Source organism: Desulfomonile tiedjei (assembly GCA_016212925.1).
GTDB lineage: Bacteria > Desulfobacterota > Desulfomonilia > Desulfomonilales > Desulfomonilaceae > JACRDF01.
In genome coordinates, this window is record JACRDF010000037.1 from 135189 (window position 1) to 161536 (window position 26348).

The following is a 26348-nucleotide window of genomic DNA, read 5'->3' on the forward strand; positions in this document are numbered from 1 at the left end:
TCACCTCTCCGTCTGTCCCAGGTACCCGAGCATCTCTTCCTTCTCTTCCCTCAGGTGCCAGGGCATTTCGGCATACAAGTGGTCGAAAATGATCGTCGGTTTGCCAGGTTCAGCCTTCTCGTAGTCCTGCACCGACTGCTCGACCTCAGCGGTGCATGCCTCGACCAATTCTTCATCCTGCTTCTCGTTCCAGCCATGCTTGGCCGTCAGATACTTTCGCAGCCTGTCGATAGGGTCTTTGGCGGCCCAGGGCTCAAGGATTTCTTTTTTCCGATAGCGGGTTGCGTCGTCCGCGGTGGTGTGATCGTCCATTCGGTAGGTTACCAGTTCCACCAACGAGGGCTTGCACTCCGATCTGGCCATGTCGAGAAGGCGTTTTACGGCCAAATAGACGGCGAAAACGTCGTTGCCGTCCACCCTTTCACTGTTGATATTGTACGCGCACGCTTTCTCGGCAAGGGTCTCTGTGGCCGTCTGACGCTGTACAGGTACCGAAATGGCCCAGTGGTTGTTCTGTATCGCAAAGACCACGGGAAGCTGGAAAACCCCGGCAAAGTTTAGACTCTCATGAAAATCGCCTTGAGAAGTTGACCCGTCTCCGGAGCTGGACAATACAGCGATTTTGTCTCCCCGGATCTTAGCTCCCCAAGCCATACCGGCTGCATGACACAGATGCGAGCCCACCGTTATGCAAATCGGCAAGACGCGACTGTCATCGGGTACACGTGCCCCGCGTTCGTCTCCGCCCCAGTATTGGAGCAGCACGCCGGGAACAACTCCGCGGGCGAACATCGCCCCATATTCGCGAAACGCGGGGACGAACCAATCATCCGGTCCAAGGGCCATTCCCATGCCGATATTGGATGCCTCCTGACCGCGCACGGACGCGAGCGTCCCAAGCCTTCCCTGGCGCTGAAGGCTCAGTGCCTTGGAATTCCAAAGTCTCGTGAATACCATGAGGCGATACATCTTGTGCATCTCCTCCTCAGAAATCCCCTTTACGGCTGATTCGTCCACCTTCCCGTCGGGGTCCATCACCTGGAAAAGGTCCTTGTCGCTCATGTGAACAATCCTGATCTCATTAATTTTGCATCGCCCGATTACACGGGAGAGCCTGTTTGTCTCCAATTCTTCGGCCGAAGGCCGTTCTTCGTCACCCCATCGGCAATAACGTATGAACATTGTGGAACGCCGGATGGGCCGGCAGTGACACCGGCCCCTGCCCATACACCCTACTATGCCCGCGAGGCCCCTTTCCCGGGCCTCTCCATTCGCTTTCGTCCCGGAATCAGGTACTTTCCTCTTCGGGTTTTAAGTCAACTTATTCCGCGCCTCTCCCGTTTTTTCCGGGAGCGCACACAGGCATCTGGCGAAGTCATCGGGCATTGCATCGAGCTTGCGGCTGAAAACCGCCGCGAAGCGCTCTTTTACGGCCTCAATAACCCAGGCCCTTGGAGGAGCTTTCCCCAGTATCTCTTCGACGGTGAGCAGTTCCACACCCTCCAGACCACATGGCCTCACGTACTTCGACGGAGCATGGTCCCCTTCGAGATTGATCGCGAACCCGAAACTGGTGACCCAGTTGGATACGCGCACCCCCATGGACACAACTTTCGCGCCTTCATGCCACAGTCCGACGTAAGCCGCTCGACCCTCGCGTCGGGTAACATTCACGCCGAAGCATTTCAGGGCCTCGATGGCCACCTGCTCGAGCTTGTGCATGTAGCCGGGTATATCTCTTTCCGAGGGACGTAACTTGACAACTGGATAGCAGGCTATCTGGCCCGCCCAGTGATACGTTATTCCTCCCCCTCGAACTGAGCGCGTCAGTGCTATGCCTTCCTCCTCAAGTTTGCGAGGGCTGACCAAAAGGTCTTCAGGACGATCCACAGAGTAATCACGAAGTCCCACGGCAACTGTCTTTGGATGAGCCAGAAACAACAGGAGGTCCGGAGCCCGCCCTTGCAGCCGCAAAGTCCGTGCCTCAGACATCATTGCCTCGGTTGCAGGCACATCAACAATTCCCAGATCTTCACAAAAGCATGTTTCGCAATTCTTGCGGGTACTCAATTCTTGTTCAGGCATCTCGGTACTCGCCAAATTACCGCACCGGAAGGTCCCCAGCGGGACCTTTGTTCAACATTCTTATTTACAATTGTTCCTTCCCAATGGGGCACAAATGTTACCAGCTTTTCGGAAAAAACTCAAACAGAGGTAGTCAACAAAGCTATAGTGATTCCCAGAAGTTTTTTCCGAATGGAGTCGCACTGCTGGGCAAGCCAGCAGTGGCACCCCATAAGTTAATACGCGATTAATTTCGCGAACTGCCATAAGCCTTTAGTTACTGGCGGAGAAAGACTGTCATTGCGAGCGGAGCGAAGCAATCTCGGCCTTTATACCGGTTGCCAAAAGTAATGTCCGTTTTGCCAGAGGATAATCAATTTGATCTTCAGATCGTATTTACGGGGCCTACTTTTCAAAAGCCTTATAACGCCCGTCGTTCCCGCGAAGGCGGGAACCTTGTAGGCACCGGCCTCCGTGCCGGTGCACATTTTGGCCGGCAGGGACGCCGGCCCTACGGTTCCTGCCTCCGCAGGAATGACCGCATGGAGTGCTTGCCAATCGGACAAAAATTATGGCAACCGCTATAAGTGCTGGGATTGGTTTCCCGCGGAACGCGGGATTTCACCCCTCGGAATTGTAGATATTAGATAATTCGTGGACGAGGTACCCTCAAGAAGGGGTAATGAGCCCATGTTTGGATTGAGGTTGTACTATTCCCGGGAGGCCTCAGCATCGCTCTCTCCGCCTGAATGGCCTTACGTGCAAAGTTGCCACAAACCCTGCCATTTGCAAGAAAGGGGTTGAAAGATAAACGTATTACGGTTAACATTTAGTAGTCACCCCCAAGGTCCGGTTGAAGCAACCTGCGATAATGACATTAACGTGTCGTAATGGCACTTTCTTTGAGGTGCCAGATCGCACATAGGACCCGCGTGGGGGGATCGGCGCTTCCGCAACCAGGGACAAAGTCCTGAGGCGAGAAGTGTATTCTTTTTTGGCTGTGCGCTCTTTCTCCTGTGCTGGGCAAGACCTGCACTTTGCCGTTGAAGTCGAGGCTCTCGATACACCGGCTTGATTCGAGCGATAGGGAATGCAGTAACCCGGAGGTAGAAATCTTTTTTGGCTAAATGCGAGAGGCAGCGAATATGAATCGCAACCAAGACGACCCCGTAATGTTGAATCCACTCAACGGAGCTAGCTCAGACTCCATCGAAAGGAGTCGCCCCCCGTGGGGAGATTTCTATCGTGATTCTTACCCTTCGACCAACGTCTTAGATGTTTCTTTCGAAGACAGCAAGTCCTTGATTGACTACCTCCGCACCATCCTCTACCGGAAGTGGACCGTGGCCGGGGTATTCGTGTTGGTTCTCTCGCTGGCCGCTGCATATGCGTACACCCGTGTGCCGGTATATAGAGCCGAAGCAACCATCGAGGTGGAGAAAGTATACCCCGCTTCTTCAAATATGACGGACCTGTTTGCCTTTTTCGGCCAATTCGACCTGTTCTATCAGACTCAAATGGAATCCATGAAGAGCAGGTCTGTGGCCGAGTCATTCCTTAAACGTTTCGAAGCCTCAAAGCCGGCGACCTCCGCAGAGGACAAAGGTAGTTCGGCAGACACTCCTCGACCCGACGGCACTCAACAGGTCCCGGGCGCGAATGAGAATGCCGAGGTAAAGAAAGCGGGAAGCTTAAGCTCAGTGTTGTCGAGGATTTCCGTGAATCCCGTCAAAGGCACCCAGATGATACAGGTGACCCTGGACGCGAATGATCCGGGGCTTGCGCAGCGGATGTTGCAGGTCTATCTCGCGGCATTTATCGAAGAAACCCAGAGAAAACGCAGTGATTTGACGGACAAGGTCAGGGGGTGGCTGAGAAACGAGTTGTCAGAGGCTGAGAAACAGCTCAGGAAATCCGAAGCGGACCTGATGGCCTTTACTGCTAAGCACGACATAGTTCCGTCCGAAAGGGTCCCTAACCAGGTCCTCGGCTTCTTCGGAAAAGCCACAGAGAACCTGGTGGAGTCCAAGGCTACCAGGCTAAGCCTGGAGGCCATGGATAATGCCAAAGAGAAGGTCTTGCCGTCCCAGGTAAACAACGAGTACCTTCAGAGTCTGAGGTCGCAGCTTGCGCAACTCCGTTCCGAATACACAGGAATGGCAGCTATTTACCACCCCGATTACTTCAAATTGGCTTTGCTGAGAAATAAGATCCAGAATATGGAAAAAGCCATCGAAGAGGTCGAAAAAAATTCGCTCTCTTCGGCCTTGTCGCAAGCCAAACAAAAAGAAACCATGTCGGAGCAGGCCTATGACAAGCTGAAACAAGACGCATTACAAGCCAGCTCCGTTTCGGTCCAGTACGAAATCCTCAAGAAGATCGTCGAAGCAAATGGCCAGATGTATGTAATGCTCCTGCAAAGGGCAAAGCAGGCTGAGCTGGACCACGGCACCTTGGGGCACAACATTGTGATCAGCAGCGCTCCGACACTACCCCTTTCGCCGATACTCCCCAATAAGAGCAAGATACTCCTAATGGGAGCGATTTTAGGGTTGCTGGGGGGCGTTGGGCTGGCCCTGGCCCTTGCACAAATCGACCGCACAGTCCAGACGCCCGAGGAAATCAGAAAGCATCTGAACCTGCCAATACTGGGAGCTGTACCCAGAATAGCGCCCCAAAGTGAAGAATTTGAAGAAATGGAGCCCGGAGACCGTCATGAGTTCCTGGCCTATCGAAATCCTTCTTCCCCGTTCACCGACGCGGTGAGAATAGTTCAGAATACAGCCTCCGCGTTCATGCCCGGTGATGCCTCGTGCAGCGTATGCATTTCGAGCGCGCTGCCTCTTGAAGGCAAAACGCTGCTTTCGATCGTGATGGGAACCGTTATAGCCTCAGAGCACAAAAACGTGCTCGTCATAGATGGAGATCTGCGAAGGCCCCGCATCCACAGCGTATTCAACGTGAGAGGTGGCGAGACGGGCCTTAGCGACCTGATAACCGGCAAGTGTACGGAGTTGAAGGAAGCTGTTCGCCAGTCCCACGTGCCGGGCATGTACTACATGACGTCAGGTACGATTCCGGAAAATCCTGTGGCTTTGCTCAAGACTATGAGAATGCAGCAAATTCTGGAAGCCTGCAAGAAGGTTTTCGATGTAGTCGTGCTTGACGCCCCGCCTGTGCTGGGTCTGGTGGACGCAAGGATCCTATCAAGCTACTGCGACGGGCTGATTCTGGTGACCAAGGCCGGCCACACTTCCATTGAAATGCTTCGCCAGGCCAAAGAAGCGGTATTTCAGGGTCAGGGGCGACTGCTGGGAATAGTGCTGAACATGACGGAACGCAAACACCACGGTTACTACTACTACAATCATAAGTATCACTACCATCGCAAGACCGCATGAGTGTAGGTATTTCCAGCCCGTTTCCCTGCGTTTGGGACGGAATGAACCCTCGCGATTTAGGGAACCCCACCTTATAACCGCCTAAATTTCAAGGCCTGGACCCAGCCCGAGAGCCTTTCATCAACACCACTAAGGTCCCGATATACTCGTGGATAGCTTTATGTGTCTTTTCCAGGCCCATGGCGCTGGGAAGAAAGTAACGCAAGTCTAAAGCTACTTTCTTGACCTCAAAATCCGCCGGCGCCGGAATCGCATCGAGTCCCATGCTCCTAAAAATCAGCAGCGATCGTCGCATGTGGCAAGCAGAGGTGACCAGCGCAAAAGGCCCTTTACCTAAAACGGGTGACAATAGCCTGGCCTCGTCATCGGTATCGAGAGAAGAGATCTCCTTCACTATCGCCTCCGGAGGAACACCCAATTCCAGGGCCAGCGCGGCCATCCCTTCCGCTGAGGGCATTGTTTCAGAGGAGTAAGTTCCCCCTGAGAGTACAAGACGGCTGCCGGGAACGCCTCGCCACAATCGTATCCCCTCCATCACCCGGACCAGAGAGGAACATGCAATTCGATCCACCGTGGTAAGCTCACCTCCCCGAATGTCTCCTCCCAGCACAACGATGTACTTTACCCCGGCGCGGCTCAATTGTTGGGGGTTTGCATAGGAACCAGCCTTGCTTTCCAGGGGCTTCAGAAGTAGGACTCCGGTTACAGGAAGAGCGGCCACCAGCAGCCAGAGCCCTCCCGCCAAAACCAGCAAGAAGCCTGCTCGACTTCGCGGCCTCACTCTCAGTAGGACCAATCCCGCGATCCATAGCGCAAGTGAGCTTCCGACAGGGTAGATAATCGTGCTGATGGCTTTTTTAGCCAGAAAAAGAAGCAGTTCCATGCCTCCTCCTCGCCTTTACTCCGATCTCTTCCACTAGCCCCTTACGACAATATGCCACGGTGCGCAAGCCCAGTTGGGCCTTTTTTGGCCCAAATACCGGATTTCCGCGGTTTGCGGGTGCCTGTGGTCCTGTCCGAATACACTTGCCTGACAAATGATTTTTTGATATCATAGCGTTAACTATTAAAGCTATTCAGGAGTTCTAAAGTGAGAACTAACAAGGCGTGTTTACTAATTTTAATTATATCAGCTATTTTTTTGCTTTCCGCGCCCTCCCATGCCGGTGCGCCCATGGGTAGACAATTACCCCCTTTGGACACTAGTTTGATGGGGTTCAAGGAACACGGGATATGGTATTTCCTTTGTTCAGCCCCTGCTTATCCGTACCGTATCCCGCCTCATTTCGCGACTTACGGTCCACCGCCGCCTCCCTATTGTCCGATACCGTGTGGACCGCCTATGCCGCCCCCAAAGGTTCGGTGAAGAGAGATCCCGGCAATGTGCGTCCCGCAACAGTTCCTAAGGCAGCGCCACAGCAGAAACAGGGCGCATGGTGTACGAAAAATAAAACAACGCTGGCTAATGCAAACAGGTGCCCCGAAATGAAAAGAACCATTCTGGTCGTTATCGTGATGGTAACCATGGCCTACCCCGCGTCAGCCCACGGCTTCGGCCTCCTCCGTTACTTTTTCGACGGCGTCGCCAATCAGCTTGGACTGGATAGAGGGCCTATCCCCAAAGCGATTCCAACTCGGCCCTATCAGGGTTTGGACCCACGCGGGTACGCGCCCGAGAAACATCCTGACTCCGCTAAGATACATGTCCAGGCCGAAGGCTTCTAGCTCCTTGAACCTGTCATTGACCGGCGTTCTCGGAGCCAGACCCTTCAGAACAACCGCCTGCCCCGGACTCGTCAAAGGAACGCGTAAAACCCCTTGACAGTCCCCGCTTTCTCAGATTAGAAGCGCCAGTAATCGAACAACAAACAGTTCGGAGGATGGCGCCATGGAAGAAAACAAGGACAAATGGCTTAATTATCTTGCCACAGCAACGGTGTTGTTTGCTCTGGGAGCCACTTTATCCACATTGAGGGTGGGCAGCTACTCGAACCGATCCATACTCAGACAAACCCAAGCCTCCAATCAGTGGGCCTATTATCAGGCCAAAAGCATCAAAAGCTACTTGTACGAGCTGCAGAAGGAAAAGCTTGAGATAGACCTCAAGCAGATGCGCGCGACAGCTCCCTCAGATCTGCTCCAGGAATATGAGAAGAAAATTCAATCGTACGACAAGAAACTAAAGACTTACGAAGAGGAAAAGGCGGAAATACAACGGGAGGCCAGGTCCTTGGAGGGTCAGAGAGATGTAGCCGTGTTACATTCGCAGGCCTTCGGGTTAGCTGTTATTTTGCTGCAACTCTCCATACTCCTATCGTCTATTGCAGCTTTGATGAAGAAAAAGCCGGTCTGGTATCTCGGTTTGGTTCTCGGCGCGGTGGGCGCGGTATACTTTGCCAACGGATTCTGGCTGTTCATGTAAGGCCCGTTCGCCTTCAAAAAATGAGAATCGGGGAGAGACAAAATCGGCACTGACCCGACCCCTGGGGTCAGTGCTCGATCCGACCGATTACAGCCATTGCCGGAATATTTGTCCGATTTGCCGGGGCGTTTTTCCGCCATTTCGGCGAACGCGGGAACCCGGCGCTCGGGCCGCTATTCTCGGTTCATGATACCGTGGAACAGCTCACTTCCTTGCCCTGGGTAAATTCTGCGTTCTTCCACAGGAGTCGGACTTTCCACCGCAGGCCACTTGTGCGATTGGGGTTCGGGGCCTTCCTTGGCGATGGGGGATGGGGCCGAATCGGCCATGACGGGATTTTCACGAATTCTCGCGCCCCTCACGGTGTAGCTGAATTCCACGGGGATGTTGTTCGGGTCAAACGCATATATGGAATAGATGAACCCGTGGTCTACCACTTCCGATACCCAGAAATCCGCGGCTGAGAGTTTGTCCTTTAGCTCCCAAAGGCTTTCAAGATCATCGACTCCGAAGGAAACGTGGTCAAAGACAACGCGGCCCGCCAGGGGCGCTCCATGGTCCTTGTCAATTCCAGGTTCCACACCGGGCCACTCGAAAAATGCAATCGTGTCTGTACTGGAGATCTCGAAAAAGTAGTGCCTGTACCCTGGTCGGCCAAAACCGGCCACCAGCCTCATACCTAGCAGGTCTCGCCAAAAACGTATCGTTGCGTCCATGTCTCCGGTGACCATTGCCAAGTGATTTATTCCATTAAACTTTACCATCACACTCCTCGCTGGAAGCGGCACTTGAATGGCCGAAGTCCGCCTTGTTTCTCAGACCAGGTTGGCCGGACGGTCCGCTTTTGCTCCGCAACCCGGAACGCGGAATTTCACCCCTCGCCATGACGCGGCCGGATTCTTTACACACCTCTATATTATAACAGCTCTGGAAAGTAATGACGGATTGACGTGTGGGTGTCCCGCCAACGCGGGGCCGGCTTGTCCGGCAGTGCGACTCCATTAAGGCAAAGGTTTTGAGAATCCCTGTACAATTTCCGATCGCCTATTGCAGTCATGTCGGCGTAAGCCGGAATCCAGTCCCGCGAGGAACGCGGGATGGGTCCCGACTTCCCCCGGAACGACGGAAGTCTACCGTTCCGACAGAACTTTGGAGAAATGCCATAGCGCACATAGCCTCGCTCATTAGCGGCTGGAAACAGCACACGCGGCACAACACAATTTTTTTTCAAAACTCTTGACATTCCCGCTGTACCAGTGCTAATTTCCAGGCTTTAAGACGCTATCCGTCACGACTGCCGATTCGGACTGAATCGGCTTCAATCAGGGACGACAGATAACTGACAAGACTTTTGGGGCCTCCGGCGACGACGTGGGTAGGGCCTGTGCCCCGGATTATCAGCGATAAACACTCGCTTGACAGAGGGTGGTTTTTTTGCCTGGGTTTCAGGGTTTAACCTGCCGGGATAAAAGCCGAAACTGCCTCAGGCAGTGGACAATCCCTGCGGGCCCCAGGGAATTTGACGCGTTCCCGCCATGACGGAGGTTGTTTCCCAGGTCTAATAGGCCCGGAATTAGAAAGGTCAGAAGGATACCTAAGAATAAGATGTTGGAAGATTTTCTCTCGACGAACAAAACGGCCATTCTCAAACGGTGGCTCGACCTGATACTTGAAACCTACCCGCCCGATTCAAGAAAGTTCTTTGCTACTCAGCAAAACCGTTTTGCAAATCCGGTTGGAGCCAATCTGTCGGAAGGACTCGAAGGACTCTTCGACAGCCTCGTGCACGGGACAGACCCCGAGTCGGACTCGTTTTCGGATTTTTTGGACAAGATTGTGCGAATAAGGGCAGTTCAAGAGTTTTCGCCGGCCAAGGCTGTGGGTTTTGCCTTTTTTCTCAAGACGGCCGTACGGGAAAGCCTGGCAAAGGGGATCCACGATCCCAAATTGTTTCAGGAGTTGTTGGAGTTTGAATCAAGAATCGACGGCGTGGCCCTGTTGGCCTTTAACATTTATATGCAATGCCGTGAAACAATTTTTGAAATGCGAGCTACAGAGATCCGAAACCGCGTTTCAAGGATTTTGGAAAGAGCCTGTCAGAAGTATGGGAATCCGAGCGAGTGGCTGGATCCCAAAGACGACAGACCGGATAGCTTAACATAACTAGAGGTGGTGGCAGATGAATGCTTGGACTTCCCTATTCTCAGCGCTGTTCATAGTCATAGCGCTTGTCTTGATCTCCTGGTTGGGAGTGGGGGTGGCGGGTACTTCCCTGTTCGGGATTGTCATCCCGTACATAGCGATTGCCATCTTCTTGCTGGGGGTTGTGGCCCGGATAGTGCAATGGGCGCGAGTGCCCGTGCCTTTCCGTATTCCCACGACCTGCGGGCAAGGTAAATCGCTTCCCTGGATCAAGGCCGACAACCTTGAGAGTCCTTACAACACGTGGGGCGTGATCGGTCGAATGGCCCTTGAAGTGCTCTTGTTCCGCTCGCTCTTCAGAAACACCAGGGCGGAACTTTGGCCTGGACCAAATGTGACCTATGCCTCGGCAAAGTGGCTCTGGCTGGCTGGAATGCTGTTCCATTACGGTTTTCTCATCATAGTGCTCCGGCACCTTCGTTTCTTCATCGAACCGGTGCCGTCCTTTGTGGAAGCCATTTCCAGCGTTGATGGATTCTTCCAGATCCTTTTGCCGACCGTTTTTATCAGCGATGCGATATTCTTGATCGGAGCAACCTATTTGTTCCTCAGAAGAGTGAAGATCCCCCAGTTGCGATATATTTCGCTTCCCGCGGATTACTTCCCCCTCTTCCTGCTCCTGGGCATAGCCATTTCAGGCGTGCTGATGCGCAACGTCTGGAAGGTGGACCTCCTCGCGGTCAAGCAGTTGGCTTTGGGGCTGGTCACTTTTCACCCCGCGATGCCGGAGGCGGCAATAGGTCCGATCTTCTTCGTTCACCTCTTTCTCGTTAGTGTGCTGCTGGTGTACCTGCCGTTCAGCAAGATCATGCACTTTGGCGGAGTCTTCCTCAGCCCGACGAGAAACATGGCGAATGTCAATCGCATGGAAAGATATGTCAATCCGTGGAATTATCCGGTCAAAGTCCATACTTACGAAGAGTATGAGGACGACTTCAGGGAAAAGATGAAAGAGGCCGGAATCCCGGTGGAGAAGGAGTAAACATGTCCCTAGATAAAATGCCCAAACCGGAAGACTTGCTCATTGACACAGATTTGCGGACCATGCCCGCAAAACCGTGGATGGAAACTCGGGCCAATTTCAGGGATGGCACCTACAGCTTCCCTGGGGCGCCCAAGAACTTGAAATACCTTGGTCTTGCGAATCCGAGGGAGTGGTCCCCGACCGACGAAGACTGGAAGCTCCCGGACAATTGGCAGGAAATAATTTTGAAGGGGTTCAAGGAACGCCTTGAAAAGTATCGCTCCTTCAGGCTGTTCATGGACATATGTGTCAGATGCGGCGCGTGCATGGACAAGTGCCACTTTTTCATCGGATCCGGAGACCCGAAGAATATGCCGGTACTGAGAGCGGAATTGATGCGGTCCGTGTACCGGAATGATTTCACCACCATGGGGCGGCTCCTCGGAAGATTGGGAGGCGCGAGAGAACTCACTATCGATGTTCTCAAAGAATGGTTCTACTACTTCTTTCAGTGCACTGAATGCCGACGCTGCTCGGTCTTCTGTCCCTACGGCATTGACACGGCCGAAGTGACCATGATTGGGCGGGAACTGCTGAACCTGGTCGGATTGAACATCAACTGGGTCATCGAACCTGCGGCCAACTGCTTCCGGACAGGAAACCACCTGGGTATTCCACCCCACGGTCTCACGGACATGTGGGAGTTCATGGTGGACGACATCGAAGACCTCACAGGCGTCAAGATTGACCTGCCCGTCAATAAAAAGGGTGCCGAGATCCTATTTGTCACACCCTCGGGCGACTACTTCGCGGACCCCGGGACGTATACCTGCATGGGCTACATGATGCTCTTCCATGAGCTGGGACTGGATTACACCTGGAGCACCTACGCGTCCGAGGGAGGCAACTTCGGCCTGTTCACATCCCATGAGATGATCAAAAGGCTCAACGCCAAAATATACGCTGAAGCCAAACGATTGGGTGTGAAGTGGATCATCGGCGGGGAGTGCGGCCACATGTGGAGGGTAATCCATCAGTACATGGAGACCATGAACGGTCCGGCCGATTTCCTGGAAGAGCCGGTCTCTCCCATAACAGGGACCAAGTTTGAAAACGCCAAACAGACTAAGATGGTTCATATAACGGAATTCACGTCCGACCTCATCAAGAACGGAAAGCTGAAACTGGACCCCAGCAGGAACGACAAGTTCCGGGTCACTTACCATGATTCGTGCAACCCGGCCAGGGCCGCGGGGCTTCTCGACGAGCCGCGATACGTCATCGAGAACGTGTGCAACAACTTCTTCGAGATGCCTGAGAACACCATCAGGGAGCAGACCTTCTGTTGCGCCGGCGGAGCAGGTCTAGGAAATGACGAAAACATGGAGATGAGGATGCGAGGCGGCTTGCCCAGGGCCAATGCAGTCCGGCATGTCCGCGACAAACACGACGTGAACCGGCTCCTTTGCATGTGCGCCATTGACAGGGCAACCTTGACGGCAATGATGCACTACTGGGCGCCGGACGTGGAAGTCGGAGGCATACACGAGCTGCTCGCTAACGCCCTGATCATGGAAGGCGAGAACGAGAGGACCTTGGATCTGCGCGGCGAACCTTTCAAGGAGGAGGAGGAAAGCGAGGATGTATAATGCAGGCAAAATCATCATAGGACTGATTATCTTTCTCGGTCTGGTCACAGCCCCCTTCTGGTACAACAGGGGGAAAGCCTCCCCGCCGCCGAAACTGGAAGTAGGGACACTGGAAAAGCAGTGTGTCGAGCCGACGCCGTTCATGAAGTCCTCCCACATGCAGCTGCTGAATGAATGGAGAGACGAAGTGGTGCGTAACGGAAAGCGGGTATATACCAGCTCCACCGGGAAGACCTACGACATGAGCCTTCAAAACACTTGCACCAAGTGCCACGCCAAGAAGTCGCAGTTTTGCGACCGATGCCATACCTATGTGGACGCCGCTCCAAAGTGTTGGGATTGCCACATAGCGCCGGTCGAGCCTCAGGCAACCGGGAAACAGGCCGCAAGGAGTGACAAGTAATGAGCACACGAAGAAGATTCTTACAGATAGCCGGCCTCTCCGTGTTAGGGCTCGGGGTCAAGCCGGCCTGCGATGCAATGGCCGCGGAGCCCAAGGTTTCGGCTGGGCCGGAAGCCCTTGTTGGGAAAAGATGGGCCATGGTTGTGGATCAAAAGAAGTGCATCAAAGAAGAAGAAGGTTGCAAGAAGTGCGTGGATGCATGCCATCTGACCCACAACGTGCCGAATATCGGTAATGCAAAAGATGACGTCAAGTGGATCTGGCAAACCACGCTCGAGCACGCTTTCCCGGATTCGCAAAACCCGGTTCTGGAAGGATATATCAAGGACAGTCTGAAGAACCGGCCGCTTATAGTGCTCTGCAATCACTGCGACAATCCGCCGTGCGTCAGAGTGTGTCCGGTCCAGGCGACGTTTCGGCGTCCTGACGGCATTGTCATGATGGACTACCACCGGTGCATCGGCTGCCGGTTCTGTATGGCAGCGTGCCCGTACGGCGCCAGGAGCTTGAACTGGCGAGATCCCAGGCCGTTCATCAAGACCGAGACCATGAATCTGGAGTATCCGACGAGGACCCGAGGTGTCGTTGAAAAATGCACCTTCTGCTTTGAAAGGCTTTCCAAAGGCCTTAAGCCGGCCTGTGTGGAAGCCTGCAAAGAAAAATGCTTGATATTCGGTGACCTGGAAGATCCTAAGTCGGAAGTCAGCGAAATCCTTCGCAAGAATCCGTCCATTCAACGAAAACCGCACCTTGGGACACGCCCTCAGGTTTATTACATCTTGTGAGGTAGTCATGCTTGAAAAGGCTTTCACTGGAAGCAAGAGCTACTTTTTGTGGGTAGCCATACTGTTGATACTGATCGGGATGGGCTTTCAGTTCTATCTCCGACAGTTGGCTTTGGGGTTAGGTATAACCGGCATGAGCAGGGACGTGTCATGGGGTCTTTACATAGGCCAGTTCACCTATCTGGTCGGTGTGGCCGCGTCCGCGGTAATGCTGGTGCTGCCTTATTATCTGCACAACTATAAGGTGTTCGGAAAGATCACCATTCTGGGAGAATTCCTCGCAGTGGCAGCGGTAATTATGTGTATCACATTCGTCACCGTAGATCTCGGGCAACCTTCCAGGGTGTTCAACGTGATGCTTTATCCCACGCCTAATTCGATCCTGTTCTGGGACATAATGGTCCTCAGCGGGTATCTGTTTCTTAACATACTCATCGGATGGACGGTGCTCGGTGTAGAGAAAAGAGGTGCCCCGCCGCCCAAGTGGATAAAGCCGTTTATATATCTCTCGATCCCTTGGGCCATCAGCATCCACACCGTGACGGCGTTCCTTTTCGCGGGTTTGCCTGGCAGGGGCTTTTGGTTGACCGCGATCATGGCCCCGCGGTTCCTGGGATCTGCCTTTGCGGCCGGCCCGGCCCTGTTGATTCTCATTTGCCTCTTCTTGAGAAAATACACGAAGTTCGACGCAGGCTTGGAAGCGATCCGAGCATTGGCCAAGATAGTCACTTACGCCATGGTTGCCAGCGTATTCTTCGTGTTGTGCGAGCTTTTCACAGTGTACTACAGCCAAATTCCCGACCACATGTATCATTTCGACTATCTGTTCACGGGATTGCACGGCCATACGGGCCTGGTTCCGTTATGGTGGTTATGCGTGGCGCTTGCGGTGCTTTCCCTTGTCATTCTGATACCGCCGAACACCCGGAACAATCCGACCACTCTGGCTATCGGTTGCGCCGCGGTGTTTTTCTCCCTGTGGATGGAAAAGGGTATTATGCTGGTCGTAACCGGGTATATCCCCTCCCCGCTGGAGACTATCACCGAGTACCATCCCACCATACCGGAAATGGGGATCACTCTGGGTGTTTGGGCGCTGGGCTTCTTCATACTGACCATCCTTTACAAAGTTGCTCTGTCAGTCAGGGAACAGGAAATCGGCGAAGCCAGCCATTAGTTAGATCAGATCGCGCTGAAAAAGGGACGATTCGCCTCTGTTTGAATCGTCCTTTTCTTTTTGGCTCCGATGAGACGTAATCTGATCGCAAATCAATATGGCAGCCTGTGCAAAAGTGTTGACATCATCGTTCAAGCCTTGCATTCTAGTGTCGAGAGATTGGATGGCCTGAGAGCAGCCTGCCGACTGCGAACCCGACCATTCAGTACCAAGGCCAAGCGAACGCCACGAGAGACTATTTGATGCCCAAGAGTGTCCAAGCCCTCATAGCACCGGAATTGTTGGTCTGGGCAAGAAATAGAGCTGGTTTCACAGTAGAGCAGGTCGCAAAGAAACTTTCCGTCAGACCTGAGCGATTGGAGGAATGGGAAAGCGGTGCAAAGCACCCGACCATCAATCAGCTCCGCCAACTGGCCCAGATCTATAAACGACCTCTTGCGGTCTTCTATTTATCAGCACCTCCTCTGGACTTTGATCCACTCAGAGATTACAGGAGCATTTGGGGGCGAACGCGAGAGACCGAGTCTCCTGAACTTAAATTGGAGATACGGAGAGCCTGGAGCCGGCGAGACATTGCTCTGGATCTCTATCAGTCTTTGGAGGGGGAGCCGCCTTCGTTTTCATTGGAAGTTGATGCATCTGAAGGCCCAGAGCATCTTGCTAATAGAATCCGCTCCATACTGGGCGTGACTCGTGAACTCCAAAGTGGGTTCCCCCACGATTACGAAGCGTACAACTGGTGGCGATCTGCCCTGGAGCGCCTCGGACTTCTTGTATTTCAGGCTTCGGGAGTTGACCTCTCAGAAATGCGGGGATTCTCGATCAGCGAGCGGCCCTTTCCTGTGATTGTTGTGAACGTCAAGGACTCCCCTGTTGCACGGATTTTCACAATGCTTCACGAACTTGTCCATATAGTTCAACTAGAGGGGGGCCTATGTGATTTGGAGGAGTCCCGAGGCCATCCACGCACTCAAGATGGCGAAGTGTTTAGCAATCGAGTCGCCGGAGAAATTCTTGTCCCGCGGGAGGATCTGCTCAAAGAGCAGATCGTTACGCGGAGAGGATTTAGTGATTTCTGGCCTAACGAAGAAATCGTCGAACTCGCTCACGCGTTCCGCGTGAGCCAAGAAGTCCTTGTTCGTCGCTTGCTCATTTGCGGCCTCACTACTGATGACTTCTACCAGCAGAAACGAGCCGAGTGGCGGCAATACAAACGGCCTGTTAGCTCTGGGGGGCCACAGCCGTACCGAAAGGTCATCAGCACTGTCGGAACGACTTTCGTACGCCTGGTCCTCACCAATTATTACCAAGAGAACATCACGGCTCGTGATGTTTCTGACTTCCTTAACGTCAGGCTTCGGCATCTAGGCCGAATCGAGCGAGAAGTCATGGGAACCAACGTAGAATTCGAGGCAGTTGCGTGACGTACAGCGTCGATACGAGCGCTCTCATGGACGGCTGGGTAAGGCACTATCCAAAAGACGTGTTCCCGCGAATCTGGGAATCGATAGATGAATTGATCAGCCAAGAAATCCTGATAGCCTCCTCAGAGGTCCTGAAAGAACTTGAAAAACAGGAAGACGACCTCACTGCCTGGGCATTGGACCGTAAGCATATGTTCGTTCCCATCGATGATGACATCCAGGTATCCATATCCGAAATCCTACGAGATTATCCCCGACTCGTCGATACGCGACGCGATCGCTCCAGTGGAGATCCCTGGGTCATTGCCTTGGCAAGGGTCCGCAAGTGTTCAGTTCTGACCGGTGAAAGAAGCACCTCCAAGATAGAAAAACCCAACATACCCGACGTCTGCATTGCTCTGGGCATCCGATGCGTCAACATGCTCCAGCTATTCAGAGATCAGGAGTGGGTGTTTCGGTAGTGGGAGAAGCCACCGTAGGCTCGGGGTCAGGTTGGTGCAGGATTGCACCGGGGCTCTTCCTAACGAATCCCCCAGGGTAACATCAGCTTTGAGTGAACTTCGTGGGCAGTCTTCTCGTCTTGACACTTCTCGCTAACATCCCTGTACGCTTCTTCCTCTTCCTTGACAGCCTCAGACCGGCGGGCAAGGACCCACGAGGTGCCGACGCCGCTAACGACAGTGGCCAAGGTCCAGATTGACCCCGGCAGCCAAGCCTCGCGGAGGAACAGTAGAATTGCCTGAATTAGAAACAGAACGACAGTTGATCCGACTGCGAAAATCAGAACTGTCCACCGGTTGCGCCACTTCGCGAGTTTCTGATGTCGTCGGCGGGCATATTCACATGGCGTGATCACTGCTCCAGGCATGTGTTCCCTCGGCTGTTTGAGGCTGTCCTTCCTGACCGGCATGGCTGTTCCACGCCGAACGAGAAGGCCGAGTCTGTTCTTGACGACCTGTCACTTATTTCGTTGATAACCTCACGAAGTTTCAGACTTTCTTTCGCTCCGTTCTCGTTCATTGATGGTCAATCATTACATCGACTGTCGATCTTTGGGACGTAAAAAAAAAGCCTACTTAGGGAATCCAAGTGTCTCGGCGGCTAGATCGTAAAGCTGCCTGACGCGGATGAACGCCTTGGCCATGTGCAACCGGTTGAACTTTGCCTTCCTTGGAGCGAGCCAGTATTCAAGCCGCATGTCAATATATGTCTTTTCATGCACCACTTCAGAGGAATAGGTGACGTTATAGAATCGCCCATGTCCTTCTTTGTGCTGAAGCATTCCATGCTCATCTGTGCGGTAGAGAATCAGTTCTCTGGGAAGGTTGCTCCCGTAAAGTCCATCGTGCCTAAGCTCGACCTCCACTATGACGCGGTAATCTAATCGTTCGTAAAAGTTCATGTCCACGTAGTGAGGATTTTTGCTCCCGTCCCATGCCATGGTAATCGGTTCGCCCTTTTCGTTTGTTCCTTTGGGCTCTCGATAGTGAATCACGGTTGTATGCAGATTCCCGAAGACTCCGAGACTTGCCAGTTCGTCAATCACAGCGCAATGAACAAGCTCCGGCAAAGTGAACATGTTCGGGATACCCGTCCCGGTCGAAGGGTGAGTCAAGGGGATAGCCCCACTCTTCACTCGGTAGTTAGTGGTTCCAGCCGAAATCCAAGGATAGCATCGTTCAACGTCTTTGGCGGTATAAAGTTGCATGGTTATCTTATAGATTGACGACCAATCTCATGTCAAGAAAAAAATGAATTGCGATTGTGGTTAGCAAACGGGGGAGGCTGGGATTGGGGTCCTCCCGGTCCTGTTGACACGTGGTCATGCCGGCCGCTGGGATGAAAAAACCATTCTTGGCGGCCCTGCCTCCGCAAAGACATAATCCTATGGCCGGTCAGAACGGCTTACGGGGTATCGAAGCTTTCAACCACTCCTACGAGACTCGTGGACGAAGAAGGAGGTGAAACGGCATTGACGCCCATACCACGTTTCGCAAAACCTGCCCATACCTCTGGTAACTCCTCGGGTTGAAGGGCGGAAACCGCGGTGATAATTCCATCACGCGCCTGGGTGAACGTAGGCATGGATGGCGTCTGCTTCAGGCCTCCAACTACATATTTGAGCATGCGCTTTTCGGCTTCTGCGTGCCCATGCTTGGCAACCAGATTGACGAACACCTCCCAGAGGACCGAGCACCAGACCTCACCAGCGTTGTGCGCCTCGCTGTTTACATTCGGAACGCGAGGATTTCGTGGCGGTCCACTCGGGAGAATGACGTTGTTGCTAATATGCTTAAATGTCAGAGGATTCTTTGTCATATCTACCGAATAGGGATAACGTCTAATGGAGAAATAGTAGTTCTCTCTAAAATTCGGTCTCACATCGGTCCAGCCTCCGGCTGCGAAAACGCCCGTCGCGAAGTTGTCGGTAGCCTGGGATGTCATGCAGATTGCAAAGAAATCGCCCCAACCTTCCCCCATAGCCCTACCCTGTGGGTTCCACAGTCCGTTTGCATTGCCTACGAGACGACCAGTGATGTAATGCCCCATCTCGTGAAATGTGATGAGTGCTTCATGGTTGCTTGTGCGACTAGGAAATTCAGGGGCGCAGTTCCGAAACTCAAACATCTGCATCAAGGGACTGGACCCTTCTGCAGGAGTTGCCATATTCGCATTGTCGTGGCCGCTATAGTCGTTCCCTTCGGCCAGAATGGGATCACCGCCGATTCCGAGTCCAAACTTGTCCTGCTGCGCGTTACCCGAAGCCTCGTCAAAACCGGCCTCGTACCAACGGTCATGAAGCCAGTTCACGTGGAAAAACATTCCAACCAGGCTGCTTTGGAGATTGTTGGGGTCGCCGGCCGGCTTAGTGTGATCATATGAGTAATCGAAAGTCCTGGGTCCGTTGGCCTGTGCAAATACATCGCCCGCGCCGAAATGATTGGGCGCTTTCAGGTCTGCATATACCACGCAATTATTGCCCCTTGTGATGTCTGCGTCCGGGGGTAGCCAGGGACGGCCCGAGAGCAAGCTTTCGATTTCGACAAGTTTTTCCGGGACGGGTGGGGCCTGAAAACCGTCCGGAACGCCCGTTGGATGAGGAGTCCCAGGGGCTGGGCCGTCTTCGGGTCGAAAAACAGCGTCGCCGGTATTGTGAACGCGATATTTGAATGCAATATCGGAAGTCAATCTCTTCCGGAAAAGGACATCCGGCGTGTCCACCGAATCAATGACATAACTGAAGGCAGGGCAGCCCTTAATCCAAATTTCCATGTAATACCCGGGAACAAAAACCGCTTGCCCGAGTGGAAACATAACTTCCTTGAGCCGCACCAGCCGGTCGAATTGTGGTCGAGTTTCATTCTCTTTAGGCATAAAGCCGTAGAAGCGATAAGGACCGGAATCTGCCTGAGCATCAGCACGTGAGAAATCAGTCGGTTCATAGACTACGCCTGTAATATCCAACGCAGCCTTTGCAATCGCTTCTCCTTCGCTTGTCGCGACGGATGCCCGGGCACTCGTCCGCGCCGCGGCGGTTCCGGGAAAGAGTCTTCCGGTCAACGAAATCACTTCATTGGACGGGCTGACGACAGCACTCAGTTCCGAGCTAAAAACTTCTTTCCCCTCAATACGTTGAATCAAACGGACGGTGCTCAGACCTTGCCGGCTGACCGAGACCACCTCGACCGTCGCGGTATCCTCAGGTGTCAGTTCCCATAGATCTCCGCGGTTTTTGACGAACTCGGTAACCGCCTCTTCTGCGGTATCGGCAGGCTGCGTCGACAAACGCCCGGCAGGTTCTCGACGCACGATTCGTACGGGAAGCTGCGTTGCCTCATCGTAATCCACTTGCAGGTCCGGGACATCAGTGGATAGGCGTTCATGGCCCGCAGTGGTCGCGGGGGCCACCGCTGCCGGCCGGGTACCCTTTGAAACCCGATAACCTGCGTCGTATAGAGCGTGAAAATTCTCAGGGAACAGTTTATCGACGTTGCTCATGACATTCCCCCCTATTCTGCTGGTCGTGATTCAATTGATTTTTATGTGCAACTAGACCGAAGGCTATCCGGCTTCAGCTGCACCTACGAAAACTTGACCTAAGGCAACGTGTCTCACCAATGCTATGCCTTTGCAGAACTGCAATTCCGGAAGTGAGTGTCCGAGTGTGAGAGGGATCTTTCAGCAAGCGCACCAGCACCTGTGGTATGTCCTCCATGCCGCTGGAACATAGGCCCCTGACTCATGCCCCCCGCAAGGACGCCGAACTCAACCGCATATTTTCAGAAAAAAATTAATGGAATAGTTCCTCTTACTCTACAAAGCATTGCCGAATCAGAAAAGCATGTCAAGGAGAATTCCCGGATCTCCGTAACCTTTTAGCCACTTAGGGGAGGTAAATAGGAGTGCTGTTCGATTTTTCCCGCGAAAGGCGCCGTGTTTGCCCTGGGCGACAACAAGGACCATTGCAATTACATCCGTTTTTGGGGTTATATTGTTAAGGAGGTACAAGGAAAAGGCCTGTTGATTTATCGGTCCAACGACCGAAATAGGGTCGGTGACCAACTCCCCTAAACCAAAGGATAATTCTACGGAGCCATAAGCCGCTTATGCGTTTCATCCAAAGATTTCTGGTGGCTGTCTCGCCCTTGCTGTTCACGCTTTTGTTTGCGTGGCTGGTCATGGAAGGTCATCTCAATTTGGGCGGTGGTTGCAAGGACATCTTTGTCGCGATTCCGTTACTGGTCTGGTCGCTTGCGTTCCTCATATGCTACGTCGTGCTTTGGTGGCGCGGACGCGCCCTCGGTCGGTCCGTTGCGATTGCTTCCGTTGTCGCTACCGGACTCGTTTTGGTTGCTTGGGTTGGAATCCTGGGCATTTTGTTCCTGTGGGGTTGATGAGTTCATCGTGGGGTCACCCATTGGCTTATCTCAGAGACTCACCGCATAGAAAGGCAGGGTAACATGGGCTCATCCGGCATTTGCGTACTTGACCAATCGCAATCAAGATGACTAGTTATTTTAGACAGTTGAAAGGCCTCGAAGTCCTTCCAGCGAGAAATGCTGAGGCCGCAATGCACTCCGCAGGTCACGGACTTCGAGACTATCCTGATCGACTGATGAATGGACACGTAACATGAGCCAAGAGCCGACTTGACCCCTCACTCCCCTCACTTAACTTAAGGGCTGGTCTTCACCAGTGTTCCAGAGGAACACACGATAGTAGGCCGGCGATTTATCGCCGGTTACTCGGCAAATCAAAGGATTTCTCAGTCCCGGAGGGACGGCTGAGCCAATGGCAGCGAACCTTGGTGATCGGTCGTCCCTGCCGGGACTAAGGGTTGCTTTCGTCGGCTTTCCCGGCGATGAATCGCCGGGCTACTCTCGTCTCGTCCCTCTGGGACGAAAGAGATTAGAACCTTAAGTTAACGCCTATGCCCCCGGTGTCCCCAGCATTCACAGAATTCCAGCGTGAACTATTTACAGACCCATGAATAGAAATCATGAAATATCAAACCGAAATCCGGTTTCGCTGAACTGAGGGAACCGCTAATGGGCGGCCTCGCGTTATCTTCGCAGTACAGATCGAAGCGATGGCCCTTTTCACAATCGGAGTACTTCATGGTCACTTTGCTCCCATAATATACCGGTCCCTTGAAGGCCACATCGAGGCGAACAGGTTCGTCTGCCTGGACTGGGGGTAGATGTCGGAGGCAAAGAGCCACGCTCAACTGAGCGTGAGCGAAATCCCGGCGAAACCCCATCCGTCGGGCATAAGGTGAAAAATAGTGGATAGGGTTGTAGTCGCCCGCCATGAGTCCGAAACAGAAGCCGCCTCCATTGGGCATGGTCCATGTCTTGTCAACGTTGTCTTCCGACAAAGGAGGCAACTGAGCGAGTGGTGACGGCGGATCCGGCTCACCGAAGTCGCCGGGGAAGAAATAAGTGTGAATGCTCTCCCACACATGGTCTCCGCCCGCCTCTAAACCGCTGTACATATCCATTTCCAGCCCCTTCGCCACAACCCGCTGACCGACTATCATGCATGAGACGTCCATAGTCTCCTGTAGATTGATCGGTCGATGCTGGATGACGTGATTGCGAACCTGCATCATGCGAACATAGAGCAACGGGAATTGGCCGTGACAAACAATGCTCACGTGCAGGGGGAACACGAACACAAGCGGGTAGACAAGAGGCATAGTATCGGCTGGAGCCAGACCGCACGCGTCCGTGAACCGTTTCAGATGCCGTCTGTCTATCTTGAAGCTCCGCAACTCCGAATGCATCGCGGGCAATGCCTGTTCTGGCGATAGACTGCCACGTCGCGCAAACAGCGCCCGTCCATATAAGGGGAGCAGTCGCGGACGATTCGTATACTTAAGGCTTACAGCATGCATGGTTTCCTCCTTTCCAAAGAAACAAATGGTTTGTTGCCGTTGCGTACGGCAGATTCATTTCTTGTCCGGTTCAACTTCCAGACACTTCCAGGCGGCTGAAGCCAGCTCTTGCATGGCATGATCCAGCGGTGTGCACGTTTGGCCGGCCAGGTACAGCCGGGTATACTCCATGAGCGGCCCCAGGAGTATCGCCACGTACATGTCGGGCGGCAATCGGCGGACCGTTCCTGCCAACACTTGCGCACCAAGCCACCTTGCACAGCGCCTCATGAATTCAGCATTCAACGCTGCAAACACGTCCGTGGCGGAGGCCATGAACGTCGCGTGGGCCTTCTGGAACAGGTAGCGCGTCCAATCCGGATGCTCGCTAACCCATTGCAGATGATAGCGGATCACGGCAAAAATCCCGTTTCGGGCACTGGGCTGCTTTTCCAGCACAGCCAGGAAACCTTCCTGGTAGTCCCTAATCCCTTCGAGGTAGACCTCAGCAGCCAATTGTTCCTTGCTTTTGAAATGGTGGTAGATGCTGCCAGTGCTCGCGTTGGAGCGGCGTTGAATTTCCGCCATGCTGGTTCGTGCGAACCCCAGTTCGGTGAAGCAGGCAAGAGCACCCCGGATAATCTCCTGGCGCCGGGAGGGCGTCTTTGCATGCCTGGAATTTCTTGTCTTCATATTAGAATCATATTTTAGAATATAATTCTAGTCAAGCGAAAAAATGTGCCTCAGTTGGCCAGGATTTTTTCTGAGACCCGCGGCCTTCCGGAAGACGTGAGAATAAGATTGCAAGGACATTCAAGGAGATGCTACTATCGTGTCGAAGACAGATGGCAGCGGGCAATTGAAATGAAGGAACTCGTTATGAAAAAGGTGTTGGTCGCTCTTATACTGACCGGATTATTGACGTCATCGGCCATGGCGCAGATCGTGGTCGGTCCTGAAGGGATAATCGCAGCGAATGGAGCACTCCATTATGTGGTCCCTTCACCCCACTATGTGTACATGGGAGCGACGCCCTTCGGCGCGTATCATTACCCAATGCCGTTGTACAATATGTCGTATCCGATGGTGCCGGTGCCGGTCGCACCGCTGTGGAACACACCCGACGATCTCCCGCCATCTTCCATACCTACGCGATGATTCTTTGAGATCGGCCGCCGCTCGAGGATCAGGCAACACCACACCCTCTGGCGGCTCGAACATGGCCAGACCATCGTTCCGCCAATTAAAATCTCCTTGTGAAGCCGTATTCAGAACAATGCGCCCCGCGTCTAACCCGCCGGCGCCGCGTTTGTGCCTAACACGCGCACAGTTGCCGTCTCAAGCCCGCATCGTCCCAGTCTTGCCACTCTTCGGCGATGTGGCCGTCGGAGACGCGGCTTATGGTGATCCCACCCACCTTGAAGCTGCACCCTCTATTCGGGATTCCCGGCAGATCTGCCCGTTGAGTCCCTGTGACTGTCCAACGAGTAACCACCCTGTCACCCTCGGCAATCTGTTCGTTGATCTTGAGGTCGTGGGCACTTATTGCATCCAGGTAGAGTTTTTGAGCGCGCTTGAACGCGTCAACCCCTCCGGCAAAATCCGGTCGCGTGGGATCATGCAAACAGTAATCACGGGTAATCAGTTCCGCGGCTGCGTCCAAGTCGTGCTGAATATAGGCCTTCTCAAAGAAACTGTGAACCAGCTTCTTGTTGTCTTCTGCTGACATTTCGGTCTCCTTTCCAATTCCGCTTTGTCACTAATTAAGAAATCCCAATAGCCTGGCTATCGGCTAAATCGATCGCCCTATGCACCGGCAGAAGTGACCGCGCCAGGTCCCCTTTTAATTTATACATAAGACTGCCACCCGAGTTTGGCCATCCCAGGTAGAGCAGATTCCCGGGAAGAGGCATTAAATTATTTAACAAGACCCCAATATTTTGCGTCTAACTATCAGGAGGCGTACAAGGCAGATTTGATTCAAACCAGATCGTTGGCCGGAAGGAGACCTAGCATGAGATATACGAGAATGTTTGCAGTCGTCGGCTTCATCACAGTGGCAGCAGTGGCATTGCTCTTCAGCTCTGTTTACGCCCAGCAGACATCCGGAAATTCACCTTCCGCGGCAACCTCAGCAGTGTTACAGACAGATACCGTAGTCAATCCTCACGGCTCAGCCATTCAGGCGCCGGTGACGAATGTGCACTGGAGAGGCTTTCGTGGCGGACGATTTTATGGGGCCAGATTCCATAGCGGCTTTTATGCTAAGCCCTACCTGTATAGGTCTTATCCCTATTCATACCGCTCCTACACATACAGACCGTACAATTGCTGGTGGAATGGTATCCGGTGGGTGTGCCCCAAGAAGCTGATAATCTACTAACCGTAACTTCGTGTGGAGAGGACCTCGATTCTATAGCACTTCTCGAAAGTTATGGCGAACTGACTCGTGGGTGCCACTGCTGGCTTGTCCAGCAGTGCGACTCTATTCGGAAAAAACTTTTGAGAATCACTATATTTTCCCGCAGAGAAGAGGTACGGAGCGAACGGCCGTTCGCGCAGTAGCTCTTCTCTGCGTTCTCTCCTCCCTCCGCGGTGAAAGAACCCTGGCTTAGCGGGTGAAGCCCGCCAAAAACCGATTAGTTGCGCAAAACGACGCTTCTAGCTCCGTGTCTTCGTTTTTGGCCGGCTTCAGTTTGTTACGGTCACTAGGTCGGCTTGCGCCCTACCATCGCAGCAACACAGTAGTATTGCCATATGATGCAGACCTCCGTGAGGCCCGATTCGAGCCACCAGATTCTTTTCTCTTCCGGCTCTGAGTAGAAGTGGGATTCTTTTTCAGCGCTTATCTGCTTCATTTCGTCGAGCTGGTCCCTGGTGAGCACGCCGGCGGCGACCGCTTCCTGTTCCAGCCGCGCCATCTTCTCAAAATACACTCGCTGATTAATCGCGCCCCCGTAACCTTCTACAGCTACCAACCAGGCTCCAGGTTTCATCACCTTTTGAACATCGTCAAGGAATCGGCGATAGGCCTGGAACGGAAGATGCTCCAGCACCAGCACTGATATTACCGCGTCAAAGGTCTGAGCGCTCCACGTTCGGTCCCAACCGCCCGTTTCAATATCGAAATGGTGGAATTCCACAGGCAGATCTGCGAGTTTTTCTCGGGAAATGCCGATCATCTTTTTCGACCCGTCCACGCATGCGAAACGGGCCTTGGGGAAGAGTTTTGCAAGCGCGCGAGTAGTGTTTCCCGTCCCACATCCGACATCCAGTATCTTGACGGCCGGGGATTGAGCATGCGCGTAGGTCAGGAACTCGGTAGCCACCGTGACCATCTCCTCGTACTTTGGGACGCAGCGGCTTTGATACACGTCATACAGGGGGGCTTGATAGTCGAAGTACTCGAGGGTAGAGTCCATAATCCATCCTCATCCATGTATTTGCAGATAGTTATTGCCAGGTCTGTAAGTGATGCTTC

The 26348-nt window shown here is 53.3% G+C and carries 25 protein-coding genes; 14 read left to right on the plus strand and 11 right to left on the minus strand.

The features are described 5' to 3' along the window. Together pdhA and lipB are read right to left on the minus strand one after the other, a co-directional pair. The gene (gene pdhA, locus HY913_15465) at positions 1-1182 is read right to left on the minus strand and encodes a pyruvate dehydrogenase (acetyl-transferring) E1 component subunit alpha (GenBank protein ID MBI4964677.1); all 1182 of its coding nucleotides are present in this window, start codon (positions 1180-1182) and stop codon (positions 1-3) included. A 129-nt stretch (positions 1183-1311) separates the two neighbouring features. Beyond that, positions 1312-2085 (minus strand): lipoyl(octanoyl) transferase LipB, encoded by a 774-nt coding sequence (gene lipB, locus HY913_15470; protein ID MBI4964678.1) that lies wholly within the window; start codon positions 2083-2085, stop codon positions 1312-1314. Between the two features lie 1124 nt (positions 2086-3209). Here lipB and HY913_15475 point away from each other — a divergent pair. After that, on the plus strand, positions 3210-5465 hold the full coding sequence (locus HY913_15475) for a polysaccharide biosynthesis tyrosine autokinase (GenBank protein MBI4964679.1): 2256 nt from the start codon (positions 3210-3212) through the stop codon (positions 5463-5465). Positions 5466-5553: 88 nt separating this feature from the next. Here the strand turns inward: HY913_15475 and HY913_15480 are convergent, their stop codons facing one another. Continuing rightward, positions 5554-6348 (minus strand): YdcF family protein, encoded by a 795-nt coding sequence (locus tag HY913_15480; GenBank protein MBI4964680.1) that lies wholly within the window; start codon positions 6346-6348, stop codon positions 5554-5556. A gap of 602 nt (positions 6349-6950) precedes the next feature. Here HY913_15480 and HY913_15485 point away from each other — a divergent pair. Together HY913_15485 and HY913_15490 are read left to right on the plus strand one after the other, a co-directional pair. Beyond that, complete coding sequence (locus HY913_15485; protein ID MBI4964681.1) at positions 6951-7190, plus strand: hypothetical protein; 240 nt, start codon at positions 6951-6953, stop codon at positions 7188-7190. A gap of 163 nt (positions 7191-7353) precedes the next feature. Beyond that, the gene (locus tag HY913_15490) at positions 7354-7887 is read left to right on the plus strand and encodes a DUF4337 domain-containing protein (GenBank protein MBI4964682.1); all 534 of its coding nucleotides are present in this window, start codon (positions 7354-7356) and stop codon (positions 7885-7887) included. Between the two features lie 173 nt (positions 7888-8060). Here the strand turns inward: HY913_15490 and HY913_15495 are convergent, their stop codons facing one another. Beyond that, positions 8061-8651: a VOC family protein gene (locus HY913_15495; GenBank protein MBI4964683.1), complete on the minus strand. Its 591-nt coding sequence runs from the start codon at positions 8649-8651 to the stop codon at positions 8061-8063. An 841-nt stretch (positions 8652-9492) separates the two neighbouring features. Between HY913_15495 and HY913_15500 the strand changes: the two genes are divergently transcribed. From HY913_15500 to HY913_15535, 8 genes are all read left to right on the plus strand, one after another. Then, positions 9493-10050, plus strand: coding sequence for an RsbRD N-terminal domain-containing protein (locus HY913_15500; protein MBI4964684.1), 558 nt, complete (start codon positions 9493-9495; stop codon positions 10048-10050). A gap of 16 nt (positions 10051-10066) precedes the next feature. Beyond that, on the plus strand, positions 10067-11071 hold the full coding sequence (gene dsrM / locus HY913_15505) for a sulfate reduction electron transfer complex DsrMKJOP subunit DsrM (GenBank protein MBI4964685.1): 1005 nt from the start codon (positions 10067-10069) through the stop codon (positions 11069-11071). 17 nt (positions 11072-11088) lie between these two features. After that, positions 11089-12702: a (Fe-S)-binding protein gene (locus HY913_15510; GenBank protein MBI4964686.1), complete on the plus strand. Its 1614-nt coding sequence runs from the start codon at positions 11089-11091 to the stop codon at positions 12700-12702. Further along, positions 12695-13105 carry a sulfate reduction electron transfer complex DsrMKJOP subunit DsrJ gene (gene dsrJ, locus HY913_15515; protein MBI4964687.1) on the plus strand — a complete coding sequence of 137 codons (411 nt, stop codon included), beginning with the start codon at positions 12695-12697 and terminating at the stop codon, positions 13103-13105. Before HY913_15510 ends, dsrJ begins: the two co-directional genes overlap by 8 nt. Further along, complete coding sequence (locus HY913_15520; GenBank protein MBI4964688.1) at positions 13105-13890, plus strand: 4Fe-4S dicluster domain-containing protein; 786 nt, start codon at positions 13105-13107, stop codon at positions 13888-13890. Before dsrJ ends, HY913_15520 begins: the two co-directional genes overlap by 1 nt. A gap of 7 nt (positions 13891-13897) precedes the next feature. Beyond that, a complete protein-coding gene (gene nrfD / locus HY913_15525; GenBank protein MBI4964689.1) occupies positions 13898-15067 on the plus strand; it encodes a polysulfide reductase NrfD in 1170 nt (389 codons plus the stop codon). Positions 15068-15309: 242 nt separating this feature from the next. Further along, entirely contained in the window at positions 15310-16491 is a 1182-nt protein-coding gene (locus HY913_15530) for an ImmA/IrrE family metallo-endopeptidase (protein MBI4964690.1), read from the plus strand. Further along, entirely contained in the window at positions 16488-16952 is a 465-nt protein-coding gene (locus tag HY913_15535; GenBank protein MBI4964691.1) for a DUF4411 family protein, read from the plus strand. Before HY913_15530 ends, HY913_15535 begins: the two co-directional genes overlap by 4 nt. Before the next feature lie 59 nt (positions 16953-17011). Here HY913_15535 and HY913_15540 read toward each other — a convergent pair whose 3' ends face one another. From HY913_15540 to HY913_15550, 3 genes are all read right to left on the minus strand, one after another. Then, the gene (locus HY913_15540; protein MBI4964692.1) at positions 17012-17401 is read right to left on the minus strand and encodes a hypothetical protein; all 390 of its coding nucleotides are present in this window, start codon (positions 17399-17401) and stop codon (positions 17012-17014) included. A 162-nt stretch (positions 17402-17563) separates the two neighbouring features. Next, positions 17564-18199, minus strand: a complete 636-nt coding sequence (locus HY913_15545; protein MBI4964693.1) for a hypothetical protein — start codon at positions 18197-18199, stop codon at positions 17564-17566. 197 nt (positions 18200-18396) lie between these two features. Continuing rightward, positions 18397-20490: a M36 family metallopeptidase gene (locus HY913_15550; protein ID MBI4964694.1), complete on the minus strand. Its 2094-nt coding sequence runs from the start codon at positions 20488-20490 to the stop codon at positions 18397-18399. 608 nt (positions 20491-21098) lie between these two features. On the opposite strand from HY913_15550, the gene HY913_15555 reads away from it, so the two are divergent. Next, the gene (locus HY913_15555) at positions 21099-21386 is read left to right on the plus strand and encodes a hypothetical protein (GenBank protein ID MBI4964695.1); all 288 of its coding nucleotides are present in this window, start codon (positions 21099-21101) and stop codon (positions 21384-21386) included. A 578-nt stretch (positions 21387-21964) separates the two neighbouring features. Here the strand turns inward: HY913_15555 and HY913_15560 are convergent. After that, the gene (locus HY913_15560) at positions 21965-22888 is read right to left on the minus strand and encodes a hypothetical protein (GenBank protein MBI4964696.1); all 924 of its coding nucleotides are present in this window, start codon (positions 22886-22888) and stop codon (positions 21965-21967) included. 54 nt (positions 22889-22942) lie between these two features. Further along, positions 22943-23560: a TetR/AcrR family transcriptional regulator gene (locus HY913_15565; GenBank protein MBI4964697.1), complete on the minus strand. Its 618-nt coding sequence runs from the start codon at positions 23558-23560 to the stop codon at positions 22943-22945. 186 nt (positions 23561-23746) lie between these two features. On the opposite strand from HY913_15565, the gene HY913_15570 reads away from it, so the two are divergent. Continuing rightward, positions 23747-24025: a hypothetical protein gene (locus tag HY913_15570; GenBank protein MBI4964698.1), complete on the plus strand. Its 279-nt coding sequence runs from the start codon at positions 23747-23749 to the stop codon at positions 24023-24025. 157 nt (positions 24026-24182) lie between these two features. Here the strand turns inward: HY913_15570 and HY913_15575 are convergent, their stop codons facing one another. Then, positions 24183-24596: an ester cyclase gene (locus HY913_15575; GenBank protein MBI4964699.1), complete on the minus strand. Its 414-nt coding sequence runs from the start codon at positions 24594-24596 to the stop codon at positions 24183-24185. A 285-nt stretch (positions 24597-24881) separates the two neighbouring features. Here HY913_15575 and HY913_15580 point away from each other — a divergent pair, with 285 nt between their 5' ends. Continuing rightward, entirely contained in the window at positions 24882-25250 is a 369-nt protein-coding gene (locus HY913_15580) for a hypothetical protein (protein MBI4964700.1), read from the plus strand. A gap of 325 nt (positions 25251-25575) precedes the next feature. Here the strand turns inward: HY913_15580 and HY913_15585 are convergent, their stop codons facing one another. Continuing rightward, positions 25576-26289, minus strand: coding sequence for a class I SAM-dependent methyltransferase (locus HY913_15585; GenBank protein ID MBI4964701.1), 714 nt, complete (start codon positions 26287-26289; stop codon positions 25576-25578). Between the last annotated feature and the right edge of the window lie 59 nt (positions 26290-26348).